The organism is Thermodesulfobacterium thermophilum DSM 1276, assembly GCF_000421605.1.
Classification (GTDB): domain Bacteria; phylum Desulfobacterota; class Thermodesulfobacteria; order Thermodesulfobacteriales; family Thermodesulfobacteriaceae; genus Thermodesulfobacterium; species Thermodesulfobacterium thermophilum.
This window is the reverse complement of sequence record NZ_ATXI01000003.1, coordinates 16899-38988: the sequence shown is the minus strand read 5'-3', so window position 1 is coordinate 38988 and position 22090 is coordinate 16899. Positions and strand designations below refer to the sequence as shown.

Below are 22090 nucleotides of genomic sequence, written 5' to 3'. Positions count from 1 at the left end.
AAGAGCTTAAAATGGATAAGCTAAACATAGCTTTGGTCCAAATAGACCCAGTTTTAGGTAATTTTGATTACAACTTAAATAAAGTTTTAAAATTTTGGGGGCAAGTTGACGGCCATTCCCACATAGTAATTTTCCCAGAACTTGCCCTTTCTGGTTTTTTCCCAGCAGACCTTTTTTTTGAAACAGATTTTTTGCTAAACTTAAAACAAACCATACAAAGGTTGGTAAAGGCCTCAGAAAACTTCAATTCTACCCTTATTATAGGTACCCCTTACTTTGACCGAGGACTGTTTAACAGTGCTTTGGTAATAAAAAAAGGGACTATATTGGCAGGATATCATAAACGCTGTTTAGAGGAAGCCTTCAATGAAGGAAGGTATTTTCATCCAGGGGTTAAACCTTTGCTCATAAACTTTAATACATTTAAAATAGGGGTTAGTATAGGTTGGGATTGCTGGAAAGATAACGGATGGTTTCATTTCTACAACCAGATGGATGTAGACCTTTTGATAAACTTAGGGGCTTTTCCTTACTATCAAGGATCTTTTAAAGAAAGAGAAAAGGTATTCCAAGCCTTAACTCAAAGGTTTAACGCTTATGTGGCTTGTGTAAATCTAATAGGTGGACATGAACGTTGGGTTTTTGACGGAAGAAGTTTGGTCATAGACCCTTACGAAGAAACAGTAACCCTTCTTTCTGGATTTAAAGAAGATTTTTGCATTTTATCAATAGATTGTGAAACAATCCTGAGAAAAAAACTATCTAATATTCAACTTAAAAAGGAAAAAGAACCTTGTATGTGTTGTTTTTTTGATGAGGTTTTTTTAGAAGACGGAAGAAGGCCTTTAAGTTTTACAGGGAAAATAGAGGATAAGTTTTCTGAAGAAGAGGAAGTTTATAAAGCTTTAGTTTTAGCTCTAAGAGATTATGTAGAAAAAAGAGGTTTCAAAAAGGTTGTTTTAGGACTTTCTGGAGGTATGGATTCTTCTCTGGTAGCTTGTATAGCGGTTGATGCCTTAGGTAAAGAAAGGGTGGTTGGAGTTTTTATGCCTTCTCCTTTTACCTCTAAAGAAAGTAGGGAAGATGCCACGAAATTGGCTCAAAATTTAGGAATAGAGCTTTTAGAATATCCTATAGATGAGGTCTTTGAAACCTTTAGGAAAACTTTTGGTTATCCTGAGTTTGACGTGGCAGACGAAAATCTTCAGGCTCGTTTGCGAGCTAACATCCTTTTTTATCTTTCTAACAAGAAAGGATACTTAGTTCTTTGTACCTCAAACAAAAGCGAGGCAGCGGTTGGGTATGGGACCCTTTATGGAGATATAGCCGGAGGGTTTGCTCCTATAGTAGACGTGTATAAGACGATGGTTTACAGACTTGCTAAATACAGAAACAGTTTGAAACCTGACATTCCAGAAAGGGTTTTGTTAAAAGTTCCTTCTGCCGAACTACGTCCTGGCCAAACGGACTATGAAGTTTTACCACCTTACGAAATACTTGACCAAATTTTAGAGCTCTATTTTGAAAAAAAAGCCTCTATTAACTCTATCATAGAAAAAGGATTTGAGAAATCGGTGGTAGAAAAGGTTTTATCTATGGTTAAAAAAGCAGAGTTTAAAAGGAAACAAGCTCCTTTTGGTCCTAAGGTTACCAAAACTTCTATGGTTGCAGATAGAATTTATCCAGTGTTTTAAGTTTTTCTCAAAACTTATGATTTTTATACCTTTTTTTTCTTATTTTAAATTTTTTATAACCCTAAATTTTCCGACAGGAACTTACAATCATTCATGATTTTCTCCCTTTTCCACCTACTCTTATAATATCACCCATTAAGTGAAAATTCCCTAAACCTAAGAGGATGCTATTATGCCGTAAAACTCTCTTACCTTCAAAATCCTAAAAACTAACCTGAACCCTTGTTAGGCCTCGTTAATGACAAAAATCTTTAGAATAAAAACCTTACTGGACCAGCTTATACCCTTACCTGGTTCAAATAGAGGTTACAGTTCTTGGCAATTTATTCAACCTATCCTTGTTATGCTTATAGGGAGAGCCCATATCTGGTAGGTTAAAAGAGGATATGAGGGTAATGATTTTAAAAACAGGGGAATTTGAAAAAGAAAAAGTTGTAGGTAGAAAAGGTATCAAAAAGAAAATTTGGTGGAGGCGGCGGGAATTGAACCCGCGTCCGGAGATAGTTCAGGTTAAACCGCTACAGGCTTAGCCTGTGAAGCAATCTCGTAGGGTGCTTGTCACAGGCACCAAGCAACCCTACCAGGTGGGAGGTTTTCTCGAGAGGCTTAACCCCACCAATTAAGCCTCTCAGAGCCTGTTAGGTCACACACCTTTAGACCCACAGGCAAGGTCTAAAGGTGCGTGGCAGCAACTCTTAGGCTGCCAAAGCGTAGGAGTATTCGTCGGCAGTTGTGTTTTTGCACCCTATTTAACGTGGTTGGGTGCGACCACGGCCTGCTGTTTAACCCTACCTATCCCCGTCGAGCCCTTTTCGCCCCCATATTTTCAAAGAACTTTAAATAAATTATAAAACAGATTACGATTTTTTCAATTGACCCAACCTTACCCAAAATTATCTGCAAAAATTTATAATGTCACTCAGAAGAAAACTTCAAAACATAAAAGGATGCCATGAGACCACAAAAATCTTTCAATTTTAACCTTACTCGTTTATGGTAAGTTACTGAAAATTAATAAAATATTTAAAAACAAATTATAAAAATAAAATAAAAATATATTTTTATCTAAAAATTTCACAAAAAATTAAAATTTATCATCTATAAGTAAGTTTAAATTCAAAAATTATATTTGCATTTATAAAAAATATTTTAAAAATTTCTTTAAAAAATAAAAAAGGAGGAGGATGTATATATCAATATTAAAAGGCAAAGTTACCAAAAAAGTCGCAACTTTTGCCACAATTGGTGCACTTTCTCTTCAACTTTTTGGTTGTGCTACTTTGCCTGAAGCTATTGAATATCGTGAACTCTACACTAACTATAAAATGACAGATACCATTTTTCTTGATGTAACCAAAAGAGCCAAATATAAAAATATTTTTGTAGATGTCAGAAATACCTCTCAACTTCAAGAAATAGACACAAGTTTATATAAAAATGCGATAGAGCAGAAACTTCAAGCCAAAGGGTATAATGTAGTTCAGGATCCAAGCATTGCTGATTACATACTTCAGGTAAACGTAGTTTATTTTGATTATTACAGAAAAACAGCAGCAAAGATGGGGCTTTGACCGGGGCCGTAGCAGGTGGATTGGCAGGTGGTATTGCAGGTGGAAGAGACGTTGATGCTTTGATATTAGCAGCCATCGGTGCAGGAGTTGGATATGTTGGCGGTGCTTTAATAGGTTCAGCTCTCAAAATAGAAACCTTTGCTGGAGTTGTGAAAATACAGATCATGGAAAAAACAGAAAACCCGGTTGTAGGTGTAATAACCTCTAACCTTAAACAAGGAACATCTACCACTATCAAGACAGAACAAGCTATCACTACCAACTATCAAACCTATAGAACTAAGTTAGCGGTAACAGCTACCCAAACCAACCTTAAAAAAGAGATAGCTGCTAAAGAAGTAGTAGATAAAACCTCTGTTTTAATAGCTAACTTTTTCTAAAAAACATATCATTGAACAAGTGAGGAACATTTAACCTGTTTATTACTATGAAGTGGTAATTATTGAAAATAAACGTATTGATGGATAAAGAGCTTGAATTTTATGTATAAAATTGGGTTGGAGGGATATTATGAAAAAATCTGTAAAAATAGGGCTTCTTCTTTTCTCAGTTTTCTTATTTGCTTGTACCCCTAAGGAATTTAAGCTTAATTACCTTGGGGAGCAGGTAAAAATTGTCAATCCAGAACGGGCAACAAAGGTTATACTTGTTTATCAACATCCTGTAGAACACAGCCGAGGCAGATATATCTATAAAGGAGAAATCAGTGAGTTTATAGTACCAGAACTTCAAAAAAGGGTCCCTGGATATTTAGTAGTAAACAACGCGGCTCAAACCGCAGGAAAGGAAATTACATATGAGTTTATACCCAAAAAACCGACCATAGGTCAATCTTTTTGGAGAGAACTTCTTACTTTTTCTAAAAACACAATTATATGAGAGTGTAAAATCGAAGGAGTTTTAAAGGGTGGAGTGCAAGAAAAATTAATCCTTGGTGAAGGCACGGTGAAATCTGTCAATTATATTTCTCCTGAGATATACAAATCTATTATTGAAGAGTGTTATTTAAAAGCAGCTGAGAAACTTGGGAATGCTATGGCTAACGAAATCCTAAAATAATTTTTATATAATATCTGACAACCTAATTCAGCCTCTATGGGTTTAATTTGAAGATTATTAAACTTAAAAAAGCAGGTTACCTTGACTGTGCTTTAATTTTTTATTATAATAGAGGCAAAAAATTAAAGGGTGAAGGGCTATGATAGAGATTGAAAAAATCAGGGTTAAAGATGTTATGAGTACCCCTGTGTTTACCATCAACGGAAATGCCACAGTTAAAGAAGCGGCAGATTTTATGATAAAAAATGGTTGTAGAGGATTGGTGGTAGAAAAAACAGACGAAGAAGATGCTTATGGAATCATCACAGTTAAAGATATAGTCTACAAAGTAATAGCTAAAGGGTTACCTTTAGAAAAGGTCAAAGTTTTAGAAATAATGACCAAACCCTGTATAACTGTACCTGAATTTTATGACATCAAATATGCTGCGAAACTTATGGAAATGACAGGATTGATCAGACTTCCTGTAACCAGAGGAGATGAAGTTGTAGGTATCATAACCCTAAGAGATATCATCAAGCCTTTTCTATGATAGACGATTTTTGACTAATGCTGCTTTTTCTATAAACTGATAAACCTCTGGTATGGTTTTAGATACTCCTACTTGAGCACAAAATTTAACATCTTTTTCTAAACCAAGTTCTATTAATTCTTTACCATGTTTAGATAAATAAAAATTTTCTTCTACTGTACGATTTTTAACCTCTTCTGTTAAAAAACCTGTCTCATCTATCACTTTAAATCCTATCCTTTTAGCTATTTCCCAAGAAGCTACCACATCTTCCTCTGAAAATTCTTCTTTTCCATATACCCCTGCAGGTATGATGACAATATCTTTTTGGTATTTTTGGCTTTCCTCTCTTAAAACCGCAGATAAGGCTTCTGCGTTTAAGGTGGTCCCTACAAAAACTTTGGTAGCTCCTTTGCAAGCAAGGATTCTCCTTGCTCCAGAAGTTGAGGTAAAGATAACTGACCTACCCTTTAAGTCAGAAGCAGAAAATATCTCTGAAGGGCTGTTACTGTAGTCAAAACCTTCTATTATGAGGTTGTTTCTTTCTCCTACTAACATAGCCTGGGGTAACTCTCTTTTTAATGCCCAGGCATCTTCTACCTCTGAAACCACAAAGATAGTTTCTATCCCTTTTTCTAACAAAGTTACTATGGTAGCACTTGCTCTTAGAGCATCTACTACCACTGCTATAGCCTTAAGATCTCTTGCCTTTTGACAACCCTCGCTGCCTGGAGATAAAAAAACTTTAAACATACCCTTTATTTTTAAACGATATCCTCGGTTGTCAAGCCCTAATTCTTTTCAAACTTTTGTCGCTGTGATAAAATTAGAAAACGATGGAACTTAAAGGTTTTCAAGGCACAAAAGTTTCTCTTATAAGCTTAGGTCTGGCTGTTTTAATCTTTTTAATAAAGATTTTTGCTTATCTTATTACCAAGTCTGTGGCTATCTATTCGGATGCTATGGAATCAACCATAAACATCTTTTCTGCCTTAACAGCCTTTATCGGCTTAAAGATAGCTCTTAAACCGCCTGACCCTGAACATCCCTATGGCCACACTAAGATAGAATACCTTTTTTCTATCGTCGAAGCTACCTTTATTTTTATTGCATCTATCTCTATTTTATGGAAGGCCTTTCAAAACCTTCAAACTCCTCAACCACCACCTAATCTTAATCAGGGGTTTGTTTTAATAGGAATAACTTTAGTCCTTAACGGGTTTATTTCTTTTATAGCCTATTTACAAGGAAAAAAAGAAAACTCACCGATACTAATAGCACACGCCCATCACATATTTACCGATGTTTTAACTACTTTAGGGGTAATGATTGGTCTTTTTGTTGCTAAATTTTTTAATATATGGATTTTAGATCCTTTGATAGCTATGGTTTTAGGGGTCAATATACTTTATATGGGTTATAAAATTACCAAAGAATCGATAAATTCTCTTCTTGATGCAAGCTTACCCAAAGAAAAGGTTGATTCTATCAAAAACATCATCTCTGAAACCATAGAAAAACATCCACAAAAAGAACAAATTCATGACATCCATGAGTTCAAAACACGAAGAGCCGGAAGAAAAGGATTTGTAGAGTTTCATCTAACCGTTTCAGAAACGATGTCTATTAAATCTGCCCACGATATCTGTAATGAAATAGAAAAAAACATCTCAGAAAAACACGGAGACATCAAGGTAACCATCCATATAGAACCAGATGAAAAGAAAACACCTTAACCTTTAAGCCTCAGCCTTTCTATCACCATTTCTTGTACTTTACGAAAGTCTATTTTGCCACTCCCCATCTTAGGAAGTTCTTCAATTATCAAAAATTGTTTAGGGATGGCTAAATTAGGGAGCACCTTAGCAAGTTGTTTTACTACTGACTTTTCATCTATCTTTTGGCTTACCACTGCAACGATTTTAGCCCCTTTAATTTCATCGGGTACTTCTACCACACAACATTCTATCTCCTTAGGTAAAACCTTTTCTAACTCCTCTTCTACTTTAACCAAAGATATCATTTCTCCGCCTATCTTAACAAACCTTTTAAGTCTTCCGACATGCCAGAGATAACCATCTTCATCTAAATAACCCATATCTCCTGTGTCATACCATCCATGTCTTATCCTCATAGAGGTTTCTTCTAAATCGTTATAATAACCTTTCATCACGTTAGGACCTTTTACTAAAATTCTTCCTATTTCATTAGGCCCACACCTTTCTCCTGTTTCATAGTTCTCTATCATAACTTCCACGTTAGGGAGTGGTTTCCCTACACTTCCTGGCTTGTTAGCATCAGGCATGTTAGCTGAAATAGCAGGGGAGGTCTCTGTAGTCCCATAGCCTTCCAAAAGAATTTTTCCATGTTTTTCCCACATGGCATCTCTAAGAGATTGAGGGCATTTATCCGCTCCACTTACCATAAGCCTTAAGCTGTCAAAAGTACCTGGTTCTGCCTTTTTAAGATATCCCCACCAAAAACTTGGAGTAGCAGCCATCACAGTAGGTCTTTCTTCCTTTATAATTTGACAGATCTTTTGATAATCAAGTGGGGTTGGATAGGTAATAAACGTCATACCATGATAAAGTGGTGTCCAGAGGTTTACGGTTATCCCAAAAACGTGGAAAAAAGGTAAAATTGAGAGGATAATGTCTTTTTCTGTAAGCTTAGCCATTTCACTAAAACCTTCTATGTTGCTAAGAATGTTTTTATGACTTAATTCCACAGCCTTAGGGTCTTTTTCACTTCCACTGGTAAAAAGTATAACCGCTGTTTTTTCTGCATCTTCATCGATGTTACAATAAGTCATAAGAAATTTTAAAGGAAGCCGTAAGATGGCTGACGAGATTAACTTTTCTTTTAAGTCTATCTCCTCTATCCAGTCTTCTACAAAAGCCATGTCTTCCAAAACTGGACAGTTTACCCTTTCAAGCAGTTTCTTAGAAGTAACTACCGTCCTAAAACTACATTTTTCCCTTGCATATCTTATGTTATACTCTGGACCGGTAGAATAATTAATCATCACTGGGATTTTTCCAGCCATAAGAATACCTACTACTGTAAAGACAGCTGCAGAGGAGTTAGGAAGCATAACCCCAATCAATCTATCCCTAAATTTTCTTATTTTTCGGGAAAAAATAAGACTTGCAATCAAGGCTTGTTGATAGTTAAACTTTTTATCTACTGTTCTATCAATGATGGCTATTTTATTAGGATAGGCTTTAGCTGTATAAAGAAATTTTTCATGAAGTTGCATGTTCTTTTCCCTCTTTTTTAGATTAAAAACTATAACGTAGCTGAGCGCTTATTATGTCTACATAACCTCGATAATAACCTTTTAAACCACCTCTTCGTTCGTCTTCTCCTACAGGGTCTTTATCTATGTAAGATTTTTTAAAAAATATGTGTACATATCCTAAATCAAACTTCAGTTTTTCAGATAAGGTATAGCCTAAACCTAAAGCTATCCAAAATCTGTCTGTGTCTGGGATCCTTGGAGTTCTATGTTTATCATAAGCAATAGGGGTTTCATCATAGGCTATACCTGAGCGAAAAACCCATTTAGAGGTAGGTTGATAAGATACGCCTATAGAGTAGCGGAAGCAATCTTTCCACTTGGTGGTAATCACTGTGTCTCCTATGGTTAAAGTATCATACTTAATTCTTAATTCTTCAAACCTGCTCCAACTAGTCCAGGTGATGTCTGCCAAAACGGTCCATTTTGAGTTTAGCTTATGAAAACCGCTAAAAGATAGCATTGGAGGAAGGTCAAGACGGGCTTTAACATTATCTTTATGAAATATACTGCTTAAAGGAAAAGAGATATTTTCAAACTTAACCTTTCCTTTTAGTTGGTGGGTTATCTTAGACCTGTAAGCAACACCCAATCTGGTATTTTCTGAGGGTTCATAGAGAATGCCTGCATTCCAACCAAAAGACCAGTCATCTCCTTTTAATCTGGCAAAACCATCTTGAGTAATTCCATATTTGGTAAAATCTATTGCATTGGTTATTTCTGCCTCTGCCCGTTGAAAGTTTGCCCCTAAACCCAAACTAACCTTTGAATTGAGTTTATAAGCCATAGCCGGGTTTAAGTTTATGGTTATAAGCTTTGACTTTATAGCATGATATCTACCTACCCAGTTTTTGTCATACTCAGTCTGCAATCCAAAAGGAGAGTTTATCCCTATACCTAAAAAAAACTTTTCATTTATCGGGGTTGAAACATAAAGGTTAGGAACTATCCCTATTACCCCTGCATCTCCGCCGTTGTTTCCAGTAAGAGGTGTTTTATCAGCCTTAATCGAGCCTGTGTTTTTAAAATGAGCGGTAGGTATGATTACATGAGTACCTAAGGAAATTTCAGGCTTGGTAAGTTTAGTGAGTCCTGCAGGGTTGTAAAAAATAGTACTTCCGTCTTCAGCTGAGGCTGCAGCCCCTGCATAGGCATTGCCAAGCCCACTAACCCCTTGTTCATAGATAGCAATTCCAGCTCCATAAGACTTTACTACTAATAACGGAAAAAAACTTAAAAAAATTAGAAGTAAACTCAAAAACATAAGCCTACCTCGTTTTTTATTTTTTTATTAAAAAATTGAAATTAATTTAGCAAAAAACTTTCAATAAATCAAGAGGATTTTTATAATGAAAATACTAATAGAAAATAAAATCAAAAATTTCCTGTAATTTTTAGACTAAAAAATTTAACCTACCAGATATGATCTCCCCCCTATAAGGATAAGAAGGATAGGTTGGATACATTGCCAGGCACTATAACATCTGTTTGAATCAGGTAAAGGCACCAACAAAAAAATCCTGAATTAGCTGTTAGGTTTTTGTTAGTTATCAGGATTTTGAAGTTAAGAGAGTTTTGCGGCATAATGGCACCTTCTTAGATTTAGAAAATTTTTTAACCCGATGGGTGATATTATAAATCGTTTAGACATATTGGAAAATGGGGAAAACATGCAAGAATATAAATTTCTATTGGTAAATTAGGGGAAAATTTACATATTATTGACTCAGATTTGTTTATATGATGTTTTTTTTTATATGATGTTTTTTTGTTATAATAATTTTATTAGTAATTTTTGAATGACAAAAATTTTTAAATCGAGGTAAAAATACTATGGTTAATGAAAAAGTGCCTCTTGATTTAACCTTCATAACTAACGAATCAGGGAAGAAATTAACAGATAGACTGTGTGAGCTTATAAAAGACTGTAAGAGTTTTGATTGTTTGGTTGCGTATTTTTATTTGAGTGGTTTTTATCAGATTGTTGAACCCTTAGAACGAACAGAAAAGATAAGGATCCTCATAGGTTTAGGAACCGATAGACAAACGCTTGAATTGATAAAGTCCGCACAGGATTCGCCTTCACCTCTTTCCCATGCAGAAACAAAAGAAAAGGTGGTTGAGTTGATTGAGCAAGAAATGGCTGATTCTGAGGATGACCTTAAGGTTGAAATCGGGATTAAAAAATTCATCGAATGGATAAAAAAAAGAAAGCTTGAAATAAGAGCATATCCATCAAAGAAACTTCACGCAAAGCTCTACATCATGACCTTTAGAGAGGGGGACAGAGACATTGGAAGGGTCATTACAGGTTCAAGCAACCTTACTTATTCTGGGCTTGACGACAATCTGGAATTCAACGTTGAACTGAAAAATCCATCCGACTATCTTTTTGCCAAAGAAAAATTTGAAGCGTTGTGGTCTGAGGCTGTTTCTGTCAGTGAGAAATACGTTCAAACAATCAATGAAAAAACCTGGCTCAACGATAACATAACCCCTTACGAATTATATCTGAAATTCCTCTACGAATACTTTAAAGAAGACCTTTCTCTGAAGGAAAAACTTTCTTTGGTTTACTTACCGCAAGGGTTTAAACGGTTTGAATACCAGGAACAAGCAGTGTTGAACGCAAAAAAGATTTTAGAAGAACATGGTGGGGTATTCATTTCCGATGTGGTTGGGCTCGGAAAAACTTATATCACCGCGATGCTCGTAAAACAGCTTGATGGAAGAACGCTTGTCGTGGCCCCTCCTGCACTCCTAACCAAAAATAATCCCGGTTCATGGCCTAATGTTTTTTCCGATTTTAACGTGCAGGCTGATTTCGTATCAATCGGCAAACTTGACGATGCCATTCAGATGATAGAAAACAGAGAATATAAAAATGTTGTGATAGACGAAGCACACTACTTCAGAACAGAGGAGACCAAGAGATATGAGAAGCTTGCAGAGATATGCCGTGGAAAAAGGGTGATTTTGGTATCTGCTACTCCTTATAATAACTACCCAAGCGATATTCTTGCTCAAATCAAACTCTTTCAGAATGTTAGAAAAAGCACCATACCAGGTGTTAGCAATCTTGAAGAGTTTTTCAAAGAGCTTGAAAGAAGGCTAAGCAAAGTCAATCGTCAGAGAGATTACGAAAAATTCCTTGAAATAACAAGAGAGAACGCCAAAGAAATCCGCAACAAAGTGCTGAAACATATCATGATCAGGAGAACAAGAAGCGAGATTGAGAAATACTTTGCCGAAGATTTAGGACGAAACAACGTCAAGTTTCCAGAGGTTGAAGACCCTAAGCCCCTTTACTATCAGCTCAACGATGAAGAAGATGAAATTTTCACAGAAACAGTAAGGCTCATAACTCAAGAGTTTAAATATGCTCGCTACACGCCACTTCTTTATTTAAAAAAAGGAATAAAACCTCTTGAAGAGCAATCGCAGAGGAACATGGCTGGCTTTATGAAAGTCCTTCTTGTTAAGCGCCTTGAAAGTAGCTTCCACGCTTTCAAAAGTAGCATTGACAGGTTTATTCGTTCATATGAAATGTTCATTAAAGAATTTGAAAAAGGGAATGTGTATGTAAGTAAGGACTATATAAATAAAATATTTAACCTCATAGAAAAGGGGGATGATAAAGAAATTCAGAAAATTATTGATGAAGGAAAGGCAGAGAAGTATAACAAAGAAGATTTCAGGCCTGAGTTTGGAAGAGATTTGAAAGAAGACCTTGAAATTTTAAAAAGAATAAAATCAATGTGGGGCAAAATAAAAAGAGACCCCAAAATTGAAGTCCTACTCTCAAACCTTGAAAATAACCCAATACTTAAGGACAAGAAGGTAATTATTTTCACGGAATCAAAAGAGACTGCAGAGTATTTAACAGAAAAGATAAACGAGTATTTCAAAAAAGAAATCGCGCTCCTTTTCCACGGAAATTCATCTGAAGCCGACAGGGACAAAGTCATAGAAAACTTTGACGCAAGGGCCAAGAATAAAAAGGATGATTATAGAATTCTTGTGTCAACAGAGGTTCTCTCAGAAGGTGTCAACCTTCACAGGTCAAACATAGTGATAAACTACGATATACCTTGGAACCCAACGAAGTTGATGCAAAGAGTGGGGAGGGTTAACCGTATAGACACCCCCTTTGACAAAATTTACACCTTTAACTTTTTTCCAACAAAACAGTCTGAGTCTGAGATAGAGCTTACAAACATCGCCCGTTCAAAGATAGAAGCCTTCCTTACCTTGCTTGGTGGAGATAGCGCCATTCTGACTGAAGGTGAGCCTGTATCTTCTCATGAGTTATTTAACAAACTCCTTTCAAAGAAGACCATCCTGCAGGATGAGGAAGAAGAAAGCGAACTTAAGTATCTAAAAATCATTGAGGATGTCCGCGATAAAAATCCTGAACTCTTTGAAAGGATAAAGCGACTGCCGAAAAAAGCTCGTTCTGCAAAGGTTATATCAAAGTCTTTAAAAGACGTGGCTGAGGCTGCCTCTCTGCTTACTTTTTTTAGAAAAGGGAAACTTATGAAGTTTTTTGTTTCCGACAAGAATAAAAGTTCAGCCATAGAGCTTGACTTTTTGACATCTGCAAAGATCCTTGAAAGTTCACCTGATGAGAGAAGGGCTAAACTACCTCTTGAAGATTACTATGAACTCCTTAATAAGAATAAAAGTGCCTTCTCTCATGCAACAGTGGAAGAGATTATCGATACTCGCAGACGCAGTGGGTCTGACATTTATACCAGACTTCTAAAAATCCTGAAGGCAACACTGAAAAACAGCAAGCAGTTAACTGAAGACCAGGAAGATTATCTCCGGAAATTGATAGTCCGGTGTGAGGAAGGCGCTCTGCCAAAACTAACGGTAAAGAAAACGCTTGACGACCTGAACAAGCTTGGTAGGGATATACAAGATCCTTCAAAAGTTCTTAGTGTCCTGCAAAAGCAAATCTCACCTGTATTTCTTAAAAGCCACTATGCTGAAACTACTGCCCTAAAGGATGGAAAAAGAGAAGTTATTCTGTCTTTGTATTTAAGCGAGGGGAAGAAATGAAAACCCTTGAAGAGATAAAGGAAATACTAAAAAAACTTAAACCAGAACTTCAAAGTAAGTATAAAGTAAAAGAAATAGGAATATTTGGTTTATATGTGAGAGGAGGGTACCTGGATTAAAGATTGAAATAGAAAAGATTATCAAACAATTTAAAGGAGAAACTCATGGACAGAGAGCAGGCCAAAAGGCTTATAATCAACACCTTTGAAAATCCCTTTGCTAAAGACCGCTTTGTTTATTTTCTGAGAAACCTCCTTAAATCCTTTGAGGAAAACACCTTTGTCTATCAGGGAAACTACATCCCGGACGCCTTTGAAAAATATGTAAGCTCCCTGGAAAGGATCGGAAAGTATAATCATAACCATAAAGAGGTTGACCTGCTTATCGTCAAACTCAAGAGCGAGACCTCTCTTGAACGTGCAAGGACGATGCAGAGGAATTTCATCGCCTGGTATCTGAAGGGGAGCAGGGGAGGGAAGCTAAAGGATGCCGCGCTGGTTGCCTTTGTCTCCCCAACCAGCGAAGACTGGAGATTTTCACTTGTTAAGATGGACTATCGTTTTGAGGAGAAAAAGGTTAAAGAAGAATTTACCCCCGCCAGAAGATGGTCTTTCCTTGTAGGAAAGAACGAAAAGAGCCACACCGCCCAGAGCAGGTTTTTGCGAATACTTGAAAATGATGACCGCAAACCCACCTTAGAGGACTTGGAAAATGCCTTCAACATTGAAATCATCACCGAGGATTTCTTTAAAAAATACAGGGACCTTTTTATTCGCACCAAACTTGAGCTTGATAAAGTATTGCAAAAAGATCCTCTTGTGAAAAGAGAATTTACGAGCAAAAACATAAACACCGTTGACTTTGCCAAAAAGCTACTGGGTCAGATCGTATTTCTGTATTTCCTGCAGAAGAAGGGCTGGTTTGGTGTTGAAAGGGGAAAACCATGGGGAACAGGCCCTAAAGATTTTATAAGAAGGCTTTTTAATAAAGAGTTTGGAGACTACAAGAACTTTTTCAACGACATTCTTGAGCCTCTTTTCTACGAGGCGCTTAGAACGGACAGAAGCTCAGACGATCACTACTACAGCAGGTTTAACTGCAAGATACCCTTCCTTAACGGTGGGCTCTTTGACCCAATAAACGGATACGATTGGGTAAACGTAGACATTTTGCTACCCAACGAGCTTTTTTCAAACACCAACAGGACAAAGGAGGGCGACGTTGGAGATGGAATACTTGATGTGCTTGATAAATACAACTTCACGGTCAACGAGGAAGAACCCCTTGAAAAAGAAGTAGCCCTTGACCCAGAGCTACTTGGAAAGATTTACGAAAAACTAAACGCCATAAGACCAGACAACTTTGAAGAATACCTTAAGGTCCTAAACTCTGGCAGAAAGGTCGAAGAGACGAAGTTCAACAAGGAATACGGCGTTTATTACACCCCAAGGGAAATAGTTCACTACATGTGCCAGCAGAGTTTGATTTATTATCTGGAGACAGAGCTGGCAGGAAAAGTAAGCAGGGAGGACATAGAGACCTTTGTAAAGCACGCGGACCTTGTTTTGGAAAACGAGGTCAGAGTGGTGGAAAAGGGGAAAGAAACGGATAGATATAGTTATAAGATCCCCGATAGCATAAGGCAGAATGCAGAAGTCATAGACAAACTTCTTGCGGACATCAAGGTCTGCGACCCTGCGGTTGGCTCGGGAGCTTTTCCCATAGGACTATTGCACGAGATAGTAAAATTGAGACAACTTCTTTCCGTCTACCTTGGAAGAAACACGAGCACTTATGACCTCAAGCGCCACACCATTGAAAACTCCCTTTACGGGGTTGACATAGACCTAGGGGCGATTGAAACGTGTAAGTTGAGGTTTTGGCTTTCCATGATAGTGGATGAAGATGATTTCTACAACATAAAGCCACTTCCAAACCTTGATTATAAAGTCGTGTGTGGAAATTCACTCTTAGGCTTTCCTGAGAATTGGAGAAGTGACATAGCTACAAAGATTGAAGAGCTTGAAAATCAGTATTTTAACGAGACAAACCCCACCAAGAAAAACCAAATTAAAAAAGAACTTGATGATTTGATCAGCAGAAGACTTGAAAATTCCGAACGGAACTTTGGATACAAGATAAACTTTGATTTCAGGCTCTTTTTCCCTCAGGTTTTCTATGAAAAGGGTGGGTTTGATATCGTGATCGGCAATCCACCATATGTAAGACAAGAAAGAATAAAACACCTCAAACCACCCCTTCAGAAAGCAGGCTATGAAGTTTACCACTCTACCGCCGACCTTTATACCTATTTTTACGAAAAAGCCTGGAAAATAGCCAGAAATAACGGTTTTGTTTGTTTTATAACCAGCAACAAGTGGATGAGGGCAAAGTATGGAGAAAAGTTAAGAAGGTTTTTGAAAAGAAAAGCGGAGATTTATCAGATCATTGATTTTAGTGGCTACAGGGTATTTGAACAGACCGTAGACACAAACATAATTCTTTTCAAGAAAACGGATGGGCAGAATACCCCTGAGCGTAATATAAAGTTTGTAAACGTAAACTCCTCAATATCCGATAAAGATTTAATTTCATACATCGAAAACAGCGGGAGCACTATTCCTCAGAAAAAACTGGATGACAGGTGCTGGACCCTTGCAGATGAGGAAGTTTTAAGGCTAAAGGAAAAAATTGAAAGGATTGGAAAGCCTCTGAAAGAATGGGATGTTAAAATCTATTTCGGTATTAAGACAGGTTTCAACGATGCTTTCATCATCACTTCAGAAAAGAGAGAAGAGATTTTAAGAAACTGTAGGACGGAAGAAGAGAGGAAGAGGACCGAGGAGATAATAAAGCCTGTTTTGAGAGGGAGGGATATAGGAAGATATTACTACAGGTGGGCGGGGTTATGGCTTATAAAAATTGAGTCAGGCTGGACTAATAAAAACCGGGGAAGTAAAGACCCAGAGGAATTTTTTAAAGAATATTTCCCAGCAATTTACTCCCATCTAAAAAGTTTTGCTGACGTTCCTGTTGAAGGCAAGAGAAAAGGGTTAATTTCAAGGGATGACCAAGGAGATTACTGGTGGGAACTAAGGGATTGCGTCTATTATCCCGAGTTTGAAAAGGAAAAGATTGTGTGGCAGGAGATAGTGTATGAACCAAGCTTTGCGTATGATGATAAAAAGTTTTACTGTGAAGCTACCAGCTTTATAATGACAGGTAAAAATTTGAAATACATTCTGGCTATTCTAAATTCCAAACCTGGTGCTTTTTTCTTCAGGCAATTCTACGCAGGCGGTGGACTGGGAGAGAAAGGATATAGATATAAAAAGGCGTTTTTAGAGAAATTACCCATCCCTCCCATCATTCCCCAAAACCAGCATATAGCCAGACAGATAGAAAGCCTTGTTGACCAAATCCTCTCCCTCACCCAGTCCGAAGATTATTTACAGAACCCGCAAAAGCAAGCCAAGGTCAAAGAATACGATCTTCAGATTGACGAGCTTGTCTACAAGCTTTATGATTTAAGCCGTAAAGAGATAGAGATCATTTAAGGAGATAGTAATCAATAAGAGCTGAGTTAAGGTTGCCGTTGAAATAGTCCTCTTACAGAGTTGATTTATTTACAAAAGAGTATAAATTTAGTTAGAAAAAATTGTAAGAAGAGGTGAGGTTATGTCTCAGGTAGATATAGAAGACCTTTTTTTAGAAGGGGCTAAGCTGATAACCCTTAAAAGGTTTGATGAGGCTTTAGAATGTTTTGAGAAGGTCTTAGCCTTAGACCCTAACCACATCAAGGCTTTAGAAGCAAGGGCTGTGATCTACTTGCAAAAAGATCAGTTAGACTTAGCAGAAAAAGATTTAGAAAGGGCTATTTCGTTAGAACCAGAAAATCCCAGATTATATTTTAGGTTAGGGCAAATTTATTATAAGAAAAAAGACTTAGATAAAGCCCTTGAGCTTTTTACCCAAGCCATAGACTTAGAACCGGTTTATCCTGCTGCCTATATGGCAAGAAGCCAAATATTGAGAGAAAAAGGGCTTGAAGAAGCAGCAGATTTAGAGTTAGACAAAGCCGTAAAAGTCCAGAGAGAACTTGCTAAAGCAAGAAAGGTGGTAGATTTTTAGTTCAACATACCTTTTATTCTAACACCACCGTCCAGTTAAACTCGTCCTCTCTTTCTCCGTATTGTATACCAGTAATGTAATCAAAAAACTTTTTGGTAAGTTCTCCTGTTTGTCCTTGTCCTATTACATAGGGTTTATCTTTGTAGCAAATTTCTCCTACCGGAGAAATCACAGCAGCAGTTCCTGTTCCAAAGCACTCTTTCAGCCTACCTTCCTTTATCGCTGAGATTACTTCATCTATAGAAATTTGTCTTTCCTTAGCAGGAATTCCTAAATGAGAGGCAAGTTTTAACACTGAGTCTCTGGTTATCCCTGGAAGGATCGATCCAGAAAGAGCAGGGGTGGCTAATTCGTCAGAAAAATAGAAAAAGATGTTCATACTACCTACTTCTTCTACATACTTTCTTTCTTTTCCGTCTAACCAGAGCACTTGGGTATACCCTTTTTGTTGAGCTACAGCCTGGGCTTTAAGACTTGCTGCATAGTTTCCACCGGTTTTTACCTCTCCTGTTCCTCCTGGACAAGCCCTTACGTATTCTTCGGTTACATAAATTTTAACCGGGTTAAATCCCTCGGCATAGTAAGGACCTACGGGAGAAAGAATTATCATAAAAAGATATTCATGACTTACCTTAACCCCAAGGGTATTTTCTGTAGCAAAGATGATGGGCCTTATGTAAATAGCTGATCCTTTTTGCTTAGGTATCCAGTCTTTGTCTAATAAAACCAAAGTTTTAATAGCCTCGAACGTAAAGTTAGGGTCTACTTGAGGAATACACATCCTGTCTGCAGAACGGTTTAATCTATTTATATGGTCAAAAGGCCTAAAAAGCCTTATCTTTCCGTCAACTCCAGCATATGCCTTCATCCCCTCAAATATGGTTTGTGAATAATGCAACACTATAGCAGCAGGGTGAAGTTCTATGTTCGAAAACGGGATTATTTTTGGAGAATGCCAGCCTTTACCTTCCTCATATTTCATCACAAACATATGAGGAGTAAAAATTTTACCAAAGACAAGTTTATCAAAATTAGGAGCCTTTCTATCCTCAGGTTTAGCTAAATGAATTTCCATTTCCATGGTTAGGCCTCCTGTCTAATTTGTATATTTTAAGAGAATATCTCTTTTTGTCTTTTTGACAAGACCTGCTTTTGAGGTAAAATTTAAAAACATGGGGTTAATCTTACAACAAAATAATCTCTCAAAAAGACAGCTTAACCAAGAAAACATCAACCGTTTCATAGGAGAAATTTTACACTTTACTTTAGAAAGTTTATTGGTTTGTGAAAAAGATATCAAATTACTTTTTCACGATAAAGAGTTTTTTACTCAAAAAATTTCCTTTTACCTAAAAAAGGCTTTAGCTCTGTATCAAGAACCTATTTTTAGGAAAGAAGAGATAGAGGAGAAAGCAAGAGAGACCTTACTTAAACTTTTTGAAGAAATTGAGTTTAAAAAGCTGATTTTCAAGGCTTTAAGACAGGCTAAAAACATATATTCTGAAGTAGAAGGTTTTTTGCTTGATGAGGAAAAAAAAGATATCAAGATGGTAAGGCCAGATTTAATAATTAAGTGTTCTTCGGGTTGGGTAATTTTTGAGTTTAAGCTTCATCAAGCTTCTGATCTTAGAGATGAAGATCAACTCAAGGGCTATGTTTCTTTGTTGCAAAAACTTTATCCTAATGTTAATATATCAGCATACCTCATAGTGTTAGAGCCTTTTAATATAGTTGAGATAAACAGAAAAGATGCCTCAAACTCTATTAATTCCTGCCAGCTCTCACTTTTTGAAAACCTTTGTTAACTTTTTTCTTGACGGAAGGTCTTTAGACGAAAGTATCTTAAAAACCTGGATAGTTTTTCCTAATAAACGTTCTGCCCTGTTTTTTAGACATTATTTAAAAGAAAAGGGAAGGAAGAACAACGCTGGATTTTTACCTCGGATTTTCTCTATAGAGAGCCTGGTAGAATATTTTTATATCATGCTTGAGGACAAACCTTGTCCAACAGGAACGAAGATTTTAAGGCTTTTACCTCTTTTAGAGGTTTTTCCTCAAGTTCTATCAGAAAATGTAAGCGAGAGTTTTGAAAAAACCTTTTTTTGGGGCATAAAATTTCTTGAGGTTTTTGAAGAGTTGGAAAAGGAGGATACAGAGCCTCAAAATTTGGTATATCCACCTGAAAACTTACCTCCTATTGCTCAAGATCTTTTCGAAAAATTAAAGAAACTTTATCTCGAATACAACGCACTTTTAAGCCAAAAGGGGTGGGTTAGCCCTACTTTTAGGTTAAAGAGGGTAGTAGAGATTTTGGAAAAGACTGATTTAAAAGAAACTTTTTTAGGTTCTATGATAGAAGAGGTGTGGCTGGTAGGATTTGCTGGTTTAAGAAAGATAGAAGAGAAGTTGTTTAAAGCCTTTTTGAAAAATTTTGAAAAAACCTTTTTAGTGTTCCAAGTTCCTAAAGAAGATCCTGCCTCTTTACCAAACGTGGTAAAAAACACTTTGCAACTCTTTGGGATTAACCAGAAGTATAGATTTTTACCTAAGGATTATTACGCAAAAGAAGTAAAACCTCCTTCTATAAAATTTTATCGCTCTACAGATTTACATATGGAAATAACACAGGCATTAGACTTGATTAATGAAAATCCTCAAAGGCCAGACGAAGTGGCTTTTGTGCTTTCTGACCCGAATACGTTAATACCCTTAATTCATAAACTGGAACAAAACGATATCCCCCTTGAGGTGAATGTTTCTCTTCTTTATCCCCTCGATAGTTTTCCGCTAAATTCTCTTCTCATAGCGGTTATAAAAGCCCAGAGAGATAAATTTCAGGGACTTTATTCTACTCAGTCCTATTTAAAAGTGATAAAACATCCTATACTTAATCGTGCTTTTTCAGACAATACTTTCTGGGAGGAATCTTTAAAGGCTATAGAAAATTTCATCAGAAAGAAAGGCTATGTAACCATAGATTTAGGAGAAATAGAAAAAGAGTTTGGTGATTACCATCAAGGTAAATACACCCGAGATACTATAGAAAAAACTATCAAAGAGGTTCATCAGGTTTTCTTTAAAAACTGGGAAAACTTAACATCTCCAAAGGATATAGGTAAAAACTTGGAAAAAATTTTAGAGTTTTTAAACCTCAAGGATTTTAATTTAGAGCCTCAAAGTTCTTTTCAAGACATAGTCCTACATAACTACCTTGAGGTAATAGAAACAGAGGTTATTCCCTTTTTTACCAAAGATTATCTTTCTTCATTTATAAACAATAAGGAAAATCTCTTAACCTTGTTAGAGTATCTTTTGAAAACTCAAAAAGTTCCTTTGTTTGGAGACCCTCTTAAGGGATTACAGATTCTTGGTCTTATGGAAACAAGACTTCTTTCGTTTAAAAAGCTTATACTTTTAGACGTAAACGAAGGAAGTTTTCCTCCTTCTCCAGATTTTAATCCCTTGCTTACCGATGAGATTAAATCTTGGCTTAAAATACCTGTTTTTAACCATAACGAACTTTGGAGCTATTATTTTGATACGATCATAAACTCTGCAGAAGAGGTACATATTTTTTATCTGCTTGTTGAGAAGTCAACTACCGAGGAAGTTAAAGAACCTTCAAGGTTTATACATAGGTTAAAATGGGAGTTAGAACAACAAGGAAAGGAACCTGAAGAAGAACTCATCCAACCTAACTTTTGTGTTTTTTCAAAAAGAGAAGAAGGGATACCTAAAACTGAAAAAATAAAAGAGAGTTTGTTTAACCACTTATCCAAAGAAAAGGTTAGTCGTTATTACTTTGAGACCTATCTTAAATGTGGGGCAAAGTTTTTCTATAAATATATAATGAAACTTAAAGAACCTGAAAGGTTGGGTTTTAAGGTAGAAGATCCAGGGAACTTTATTCACAGATTTTTTGAAGAATTTTTTAAACCTTACAAAGGTAAGACTTTTCTAATTTCAGAAATTTATGATGAAAATGAGATTAAAAATAAGTTTGATATTTTATGGAAAAAAATTGAGTTTGAAAGAAAACTTGACCCTTTGAGTCATTACCTTTCAAAAACCATAACTTTGGCAAGTATTTTAAAATATTTTAAATTTTTAAAGAAAAAAGAGGAAGAAAAAAAGATAAAGTCCCATAAACTCCTCGCTTTAGAAGAAGGTCTTGAAGCTAAAGAAGAGATACTCCTTTGTGATGGTAGAACCTTAAACATTACATTTTATGGCATTTTTGATTTTTTGATAGAAAGGGAAGAAGAGGTAAAAAAATATTTAATTATGGATTTTAAAAGCAATCCTTCTATATCTCCTCAACCTAAAAAAATGAAAGAGTTTATAAATAAATATTCTCTGCCAGATAAATATGATTTCGAAAGCTTATGTTCAATACTTGAAAACTTTGGAGACAGCCTTGCAAACTTTCAGTTGTTCTTTTATTGCTATATCTTTTATAAAAATAAACAGAAATGTATCTCTTCAAAGGTAGATAGTTATATCATAAACGCAGGGTTTATTAGACCATCTAACTTTAAGGAACCCGAATATTTTCTTTTTAACCTTAAAAAGAAAGAACTCGCTGCGGTAAATCAGTTTTTTGAAAAAGAAGCCAAAAGTTTTTTAGAATGGATGGTTAATCATATGTTATTCTCAGAAAAATTTTATTTTACTGAAAAAGAAGACTTCTGTAAGTACTGTGAGTATTTAACCCTTTGCAAAAATTATCGTTATTTAATATGATTTTTGGAGGATTTAAAGG

At 36.2% G+C, this 22090-nt stretch carries 15 protein-coding genes, 1 other RNA gene and 1 pseudogene; 11 read left to right on the top strand and 6 right to left on the bottom strand.

Translation table 11 applies throughout. The features are described 5' to 3' along the window. Nucleotides 1–11: 11 nt before the first annotated feature. Nucleotides 12–1694 carry an NAD+ synthase gene (locus H529_RS0101860; RefSeq protein ID WP_022854867.1) on the top strand — a complete coding sequence of 561 codons (1683 nt, stop codon included), beginning with the start codon at nt 12–14 and terminating at the stop codon, nt 1692–1694. Between the two features lie 464 nt (nt 1695–2158). Here H529_RS0101860 and ssrA read toward each other — a convergent pair. Next, nucleotides 2159–2514: a transfer-messenger RNA gene (ssrA, locus tag H529_RS11415) on the bottom strand. A gap of 364 nt (nt 2515–2878) precedes the next feature. Here ssrA and traT point away from each other — a divergent pair. The 3 genes and pseudogenes from traT to H529_RS09765 all read left to right on the top strand — a co-directional run bounded on the left by traT (nt 2879) and on the right by H529_RS09765 (nt 4856). Beyond that, nucleotides 2879–3645: pseudogene (traT, locus tag H529_RS11965) on the top strand (complement resistance protein TraT). A gap of 130 nt (nt 3646–3775) precedes the next feature. Next, a complete protein-coding gene (locus tag H529_RS0101835) occupies nt 3776–4144 on the top strand; it encodes a hypothetical protein (protein ID WP_022854863.1) in 369 nt (122 codons plus the stop codon). A 319-nt stretch (nt 4145–4463) separates the two neighbouring features. Continuing rightward, nucleotides 4464–4856: a CBS domain-containing protein gene (locus tag H529_RS09765; protein WP_022854860.1), complete on the top strand. Its 393-nt coding sequence runs from the start codon at nt 4464–4466 to the stop codon at nt 4854–4856. Here H529_RS09765 and H529_RS0101815 read toward each other — a convergent pair. Then, the gene (locus tag H529_RS0101815; RefSeq protein ID WP_022854859.1) at nt 4851–5588 is read right to left on the bottom strand and encodes a 2-phosphosulfolactate phosphatase; all 738 of its coding nucleotides are present in this window, start codon (nt 5586–5588) and stop codon (nt 4851–4853) included. The two genes, H529_RS09765 and H529_RS0101815, sit on opposite strands and share 6 nt — an antisense overlap. Nucleotides 5589–5671: 83 nt before the next feature. On the opposite strand from H529_RS0101815, the gene H529_RS0101810 reads away from it, so the two are divergent. Further along, the gene (locus H529_RS0101810) at nt 5672–6571 is read left to right on the top strand and encodes a cation diffusion facilitator family transporter (RefSeq protein WP_022854858.1); all 900 of its coding nucleotides are present in this window, start codon (nt 5672–5674) and stop codon (nt 6569–6571) included. Here H529_RS0101810 and H529_RS09760 read toward each other — a convergent pair. After that, on the bottom strand, nt 6568–8094 hold the full coding sequence (locus H529_RS09760; protein ID WP_022854857.1) for an AMP-binding protein: 1527 nt from the start codon (nt 8092–8094) through the stop codon (nt 6568–6570). The two genes, H529_RS0101810 and H529_RS09760, sit on opposite strands and share 4 nt — an antisense overlap. A gap of 22 nt (nt 8095–8116) precedes the next feature. Beyond that, nucleotides 8117–9397, bottom strand: coding sequence for an OmpP1/FadL family transporter (locus H529_RS0101800; RefSeq protein ID WP_022854856.1), 1281 nt, complete (start codon nt 9395–9397; stop codon nt 8117–8119). Between the two features lie 569 nt (nt 9398–9966). Between H529_RS0101800 and H529_RS0101795 the strand changes: the two genes are divergently transcribed. Next, nucleotides 9967–13197 (top strand): helicase-related protein, encoded by a 3231-nt coding sequence (locus tag H529_RS0101795; RefSeq protein WP_022854855.1) that lies wholly within the window; start codon nt 9967–9969, stop codon nt 13195–13197. Then, nucleotides 13194–13316: a hypothetical protein gene (locus tag H529_RS12055; protein ID WP_022854854.1), complete on the top strand. Its 123-nt coding sequence runs from the start codon at nt 13194–13196 to the stop codon at nt 13314–13316. The genes H529_RS0101795 and H529_RS12055 overlap by 4 nt, the downstream gene beginning before the upstream one ends. 30 nt (nt 13317–13346) lie before the next feature. On the opposite strand, the gene H529_RS11805 is transcribed toward H529_RS12055, so the two are convergent. After that, a complete protein-coding gene (locus H529_RS11805; RefSeq protein ID WP_211209634.1) occupies nt 13347–13562 on the bottom strand; it encodes a DUF4179 domain-containing protein in 216 nt (71 codons plus the stop codon). A gap of 63 nt (nt 13563–13625) precedes the next feature. Between H529_RS11805 and H529_RS0101785 the strand changes: the two genes are divergently transcribed. Together H529_RS0101785 and H529_RS0101780 are read left to right on the top strand one after the other, a co-directional pair. Further along, a complete protein-coding gene (locus H529_RS0101785; protein WP_211209633.1) occupies nt 13626–16754 on the top strand; it encodes an Eco57I restriction-modification methylase domain-containing protein in 3129 nt (1042 codons plus the stop codon). Between the two features lie 121 nt (nt 16755–16875). After that, complete coding sequence (locus H529_RS0101780; protein WP_022854853.1) at nt 16876–17328, top strand: tetratricopeptide repeat protein; 453 nt, start codon at nt 16876–16878, stop codon at nt 17326–17328. A 13-nt stretch (nt 17329–17341) separates the two neighbouring features. Here H529_RS0101780 and H529_RS0101775 read toward each other — a convergent pair whose 3' ends face one another. Then, a complete protein-coding gene (locus tag H529_RS0101775; RefSeq protein WP_022854852.1) occupies nt 17342–18409 on the bottom strand; it encodes a branched-chain amino acid aminotransferase in 1068 nt (355 codons plus the stop codon). 91 nt (nt 18410–18500) lie between these two features. On the opposite strand from H529_RS0101775, the gene H529_RS0101770 reads away from it, so the two are divergent. Further along, nucleotides 18501–19133: a hypothetical protein gene (locus H529_RS0101770; protein WP_028842984.1), complete on the top strand. Its 633-nt coding sequence runs from the start codon at nt 18501–18503 to the stop codon at nt 19131–19133. Then, the gene (locus H529_RS0101765) at nt 19078–22071 is read left to right on the top strand and encodes a PD-(D/E)XK nuclease family protein (RefSeq protein WP_022854850.1); all 2994 of its coding nucleotides are present in this window, start codon (nt 19078–19080) and stop codon (nt 22069–22071) included. The genes H529_RS0101770 and H529_RS0101765 overlap by 56 nt, the downstream gene beginning before the upstream one ends. Nucleotides 22072–22090: the final 19 nt, after the last annotated feature.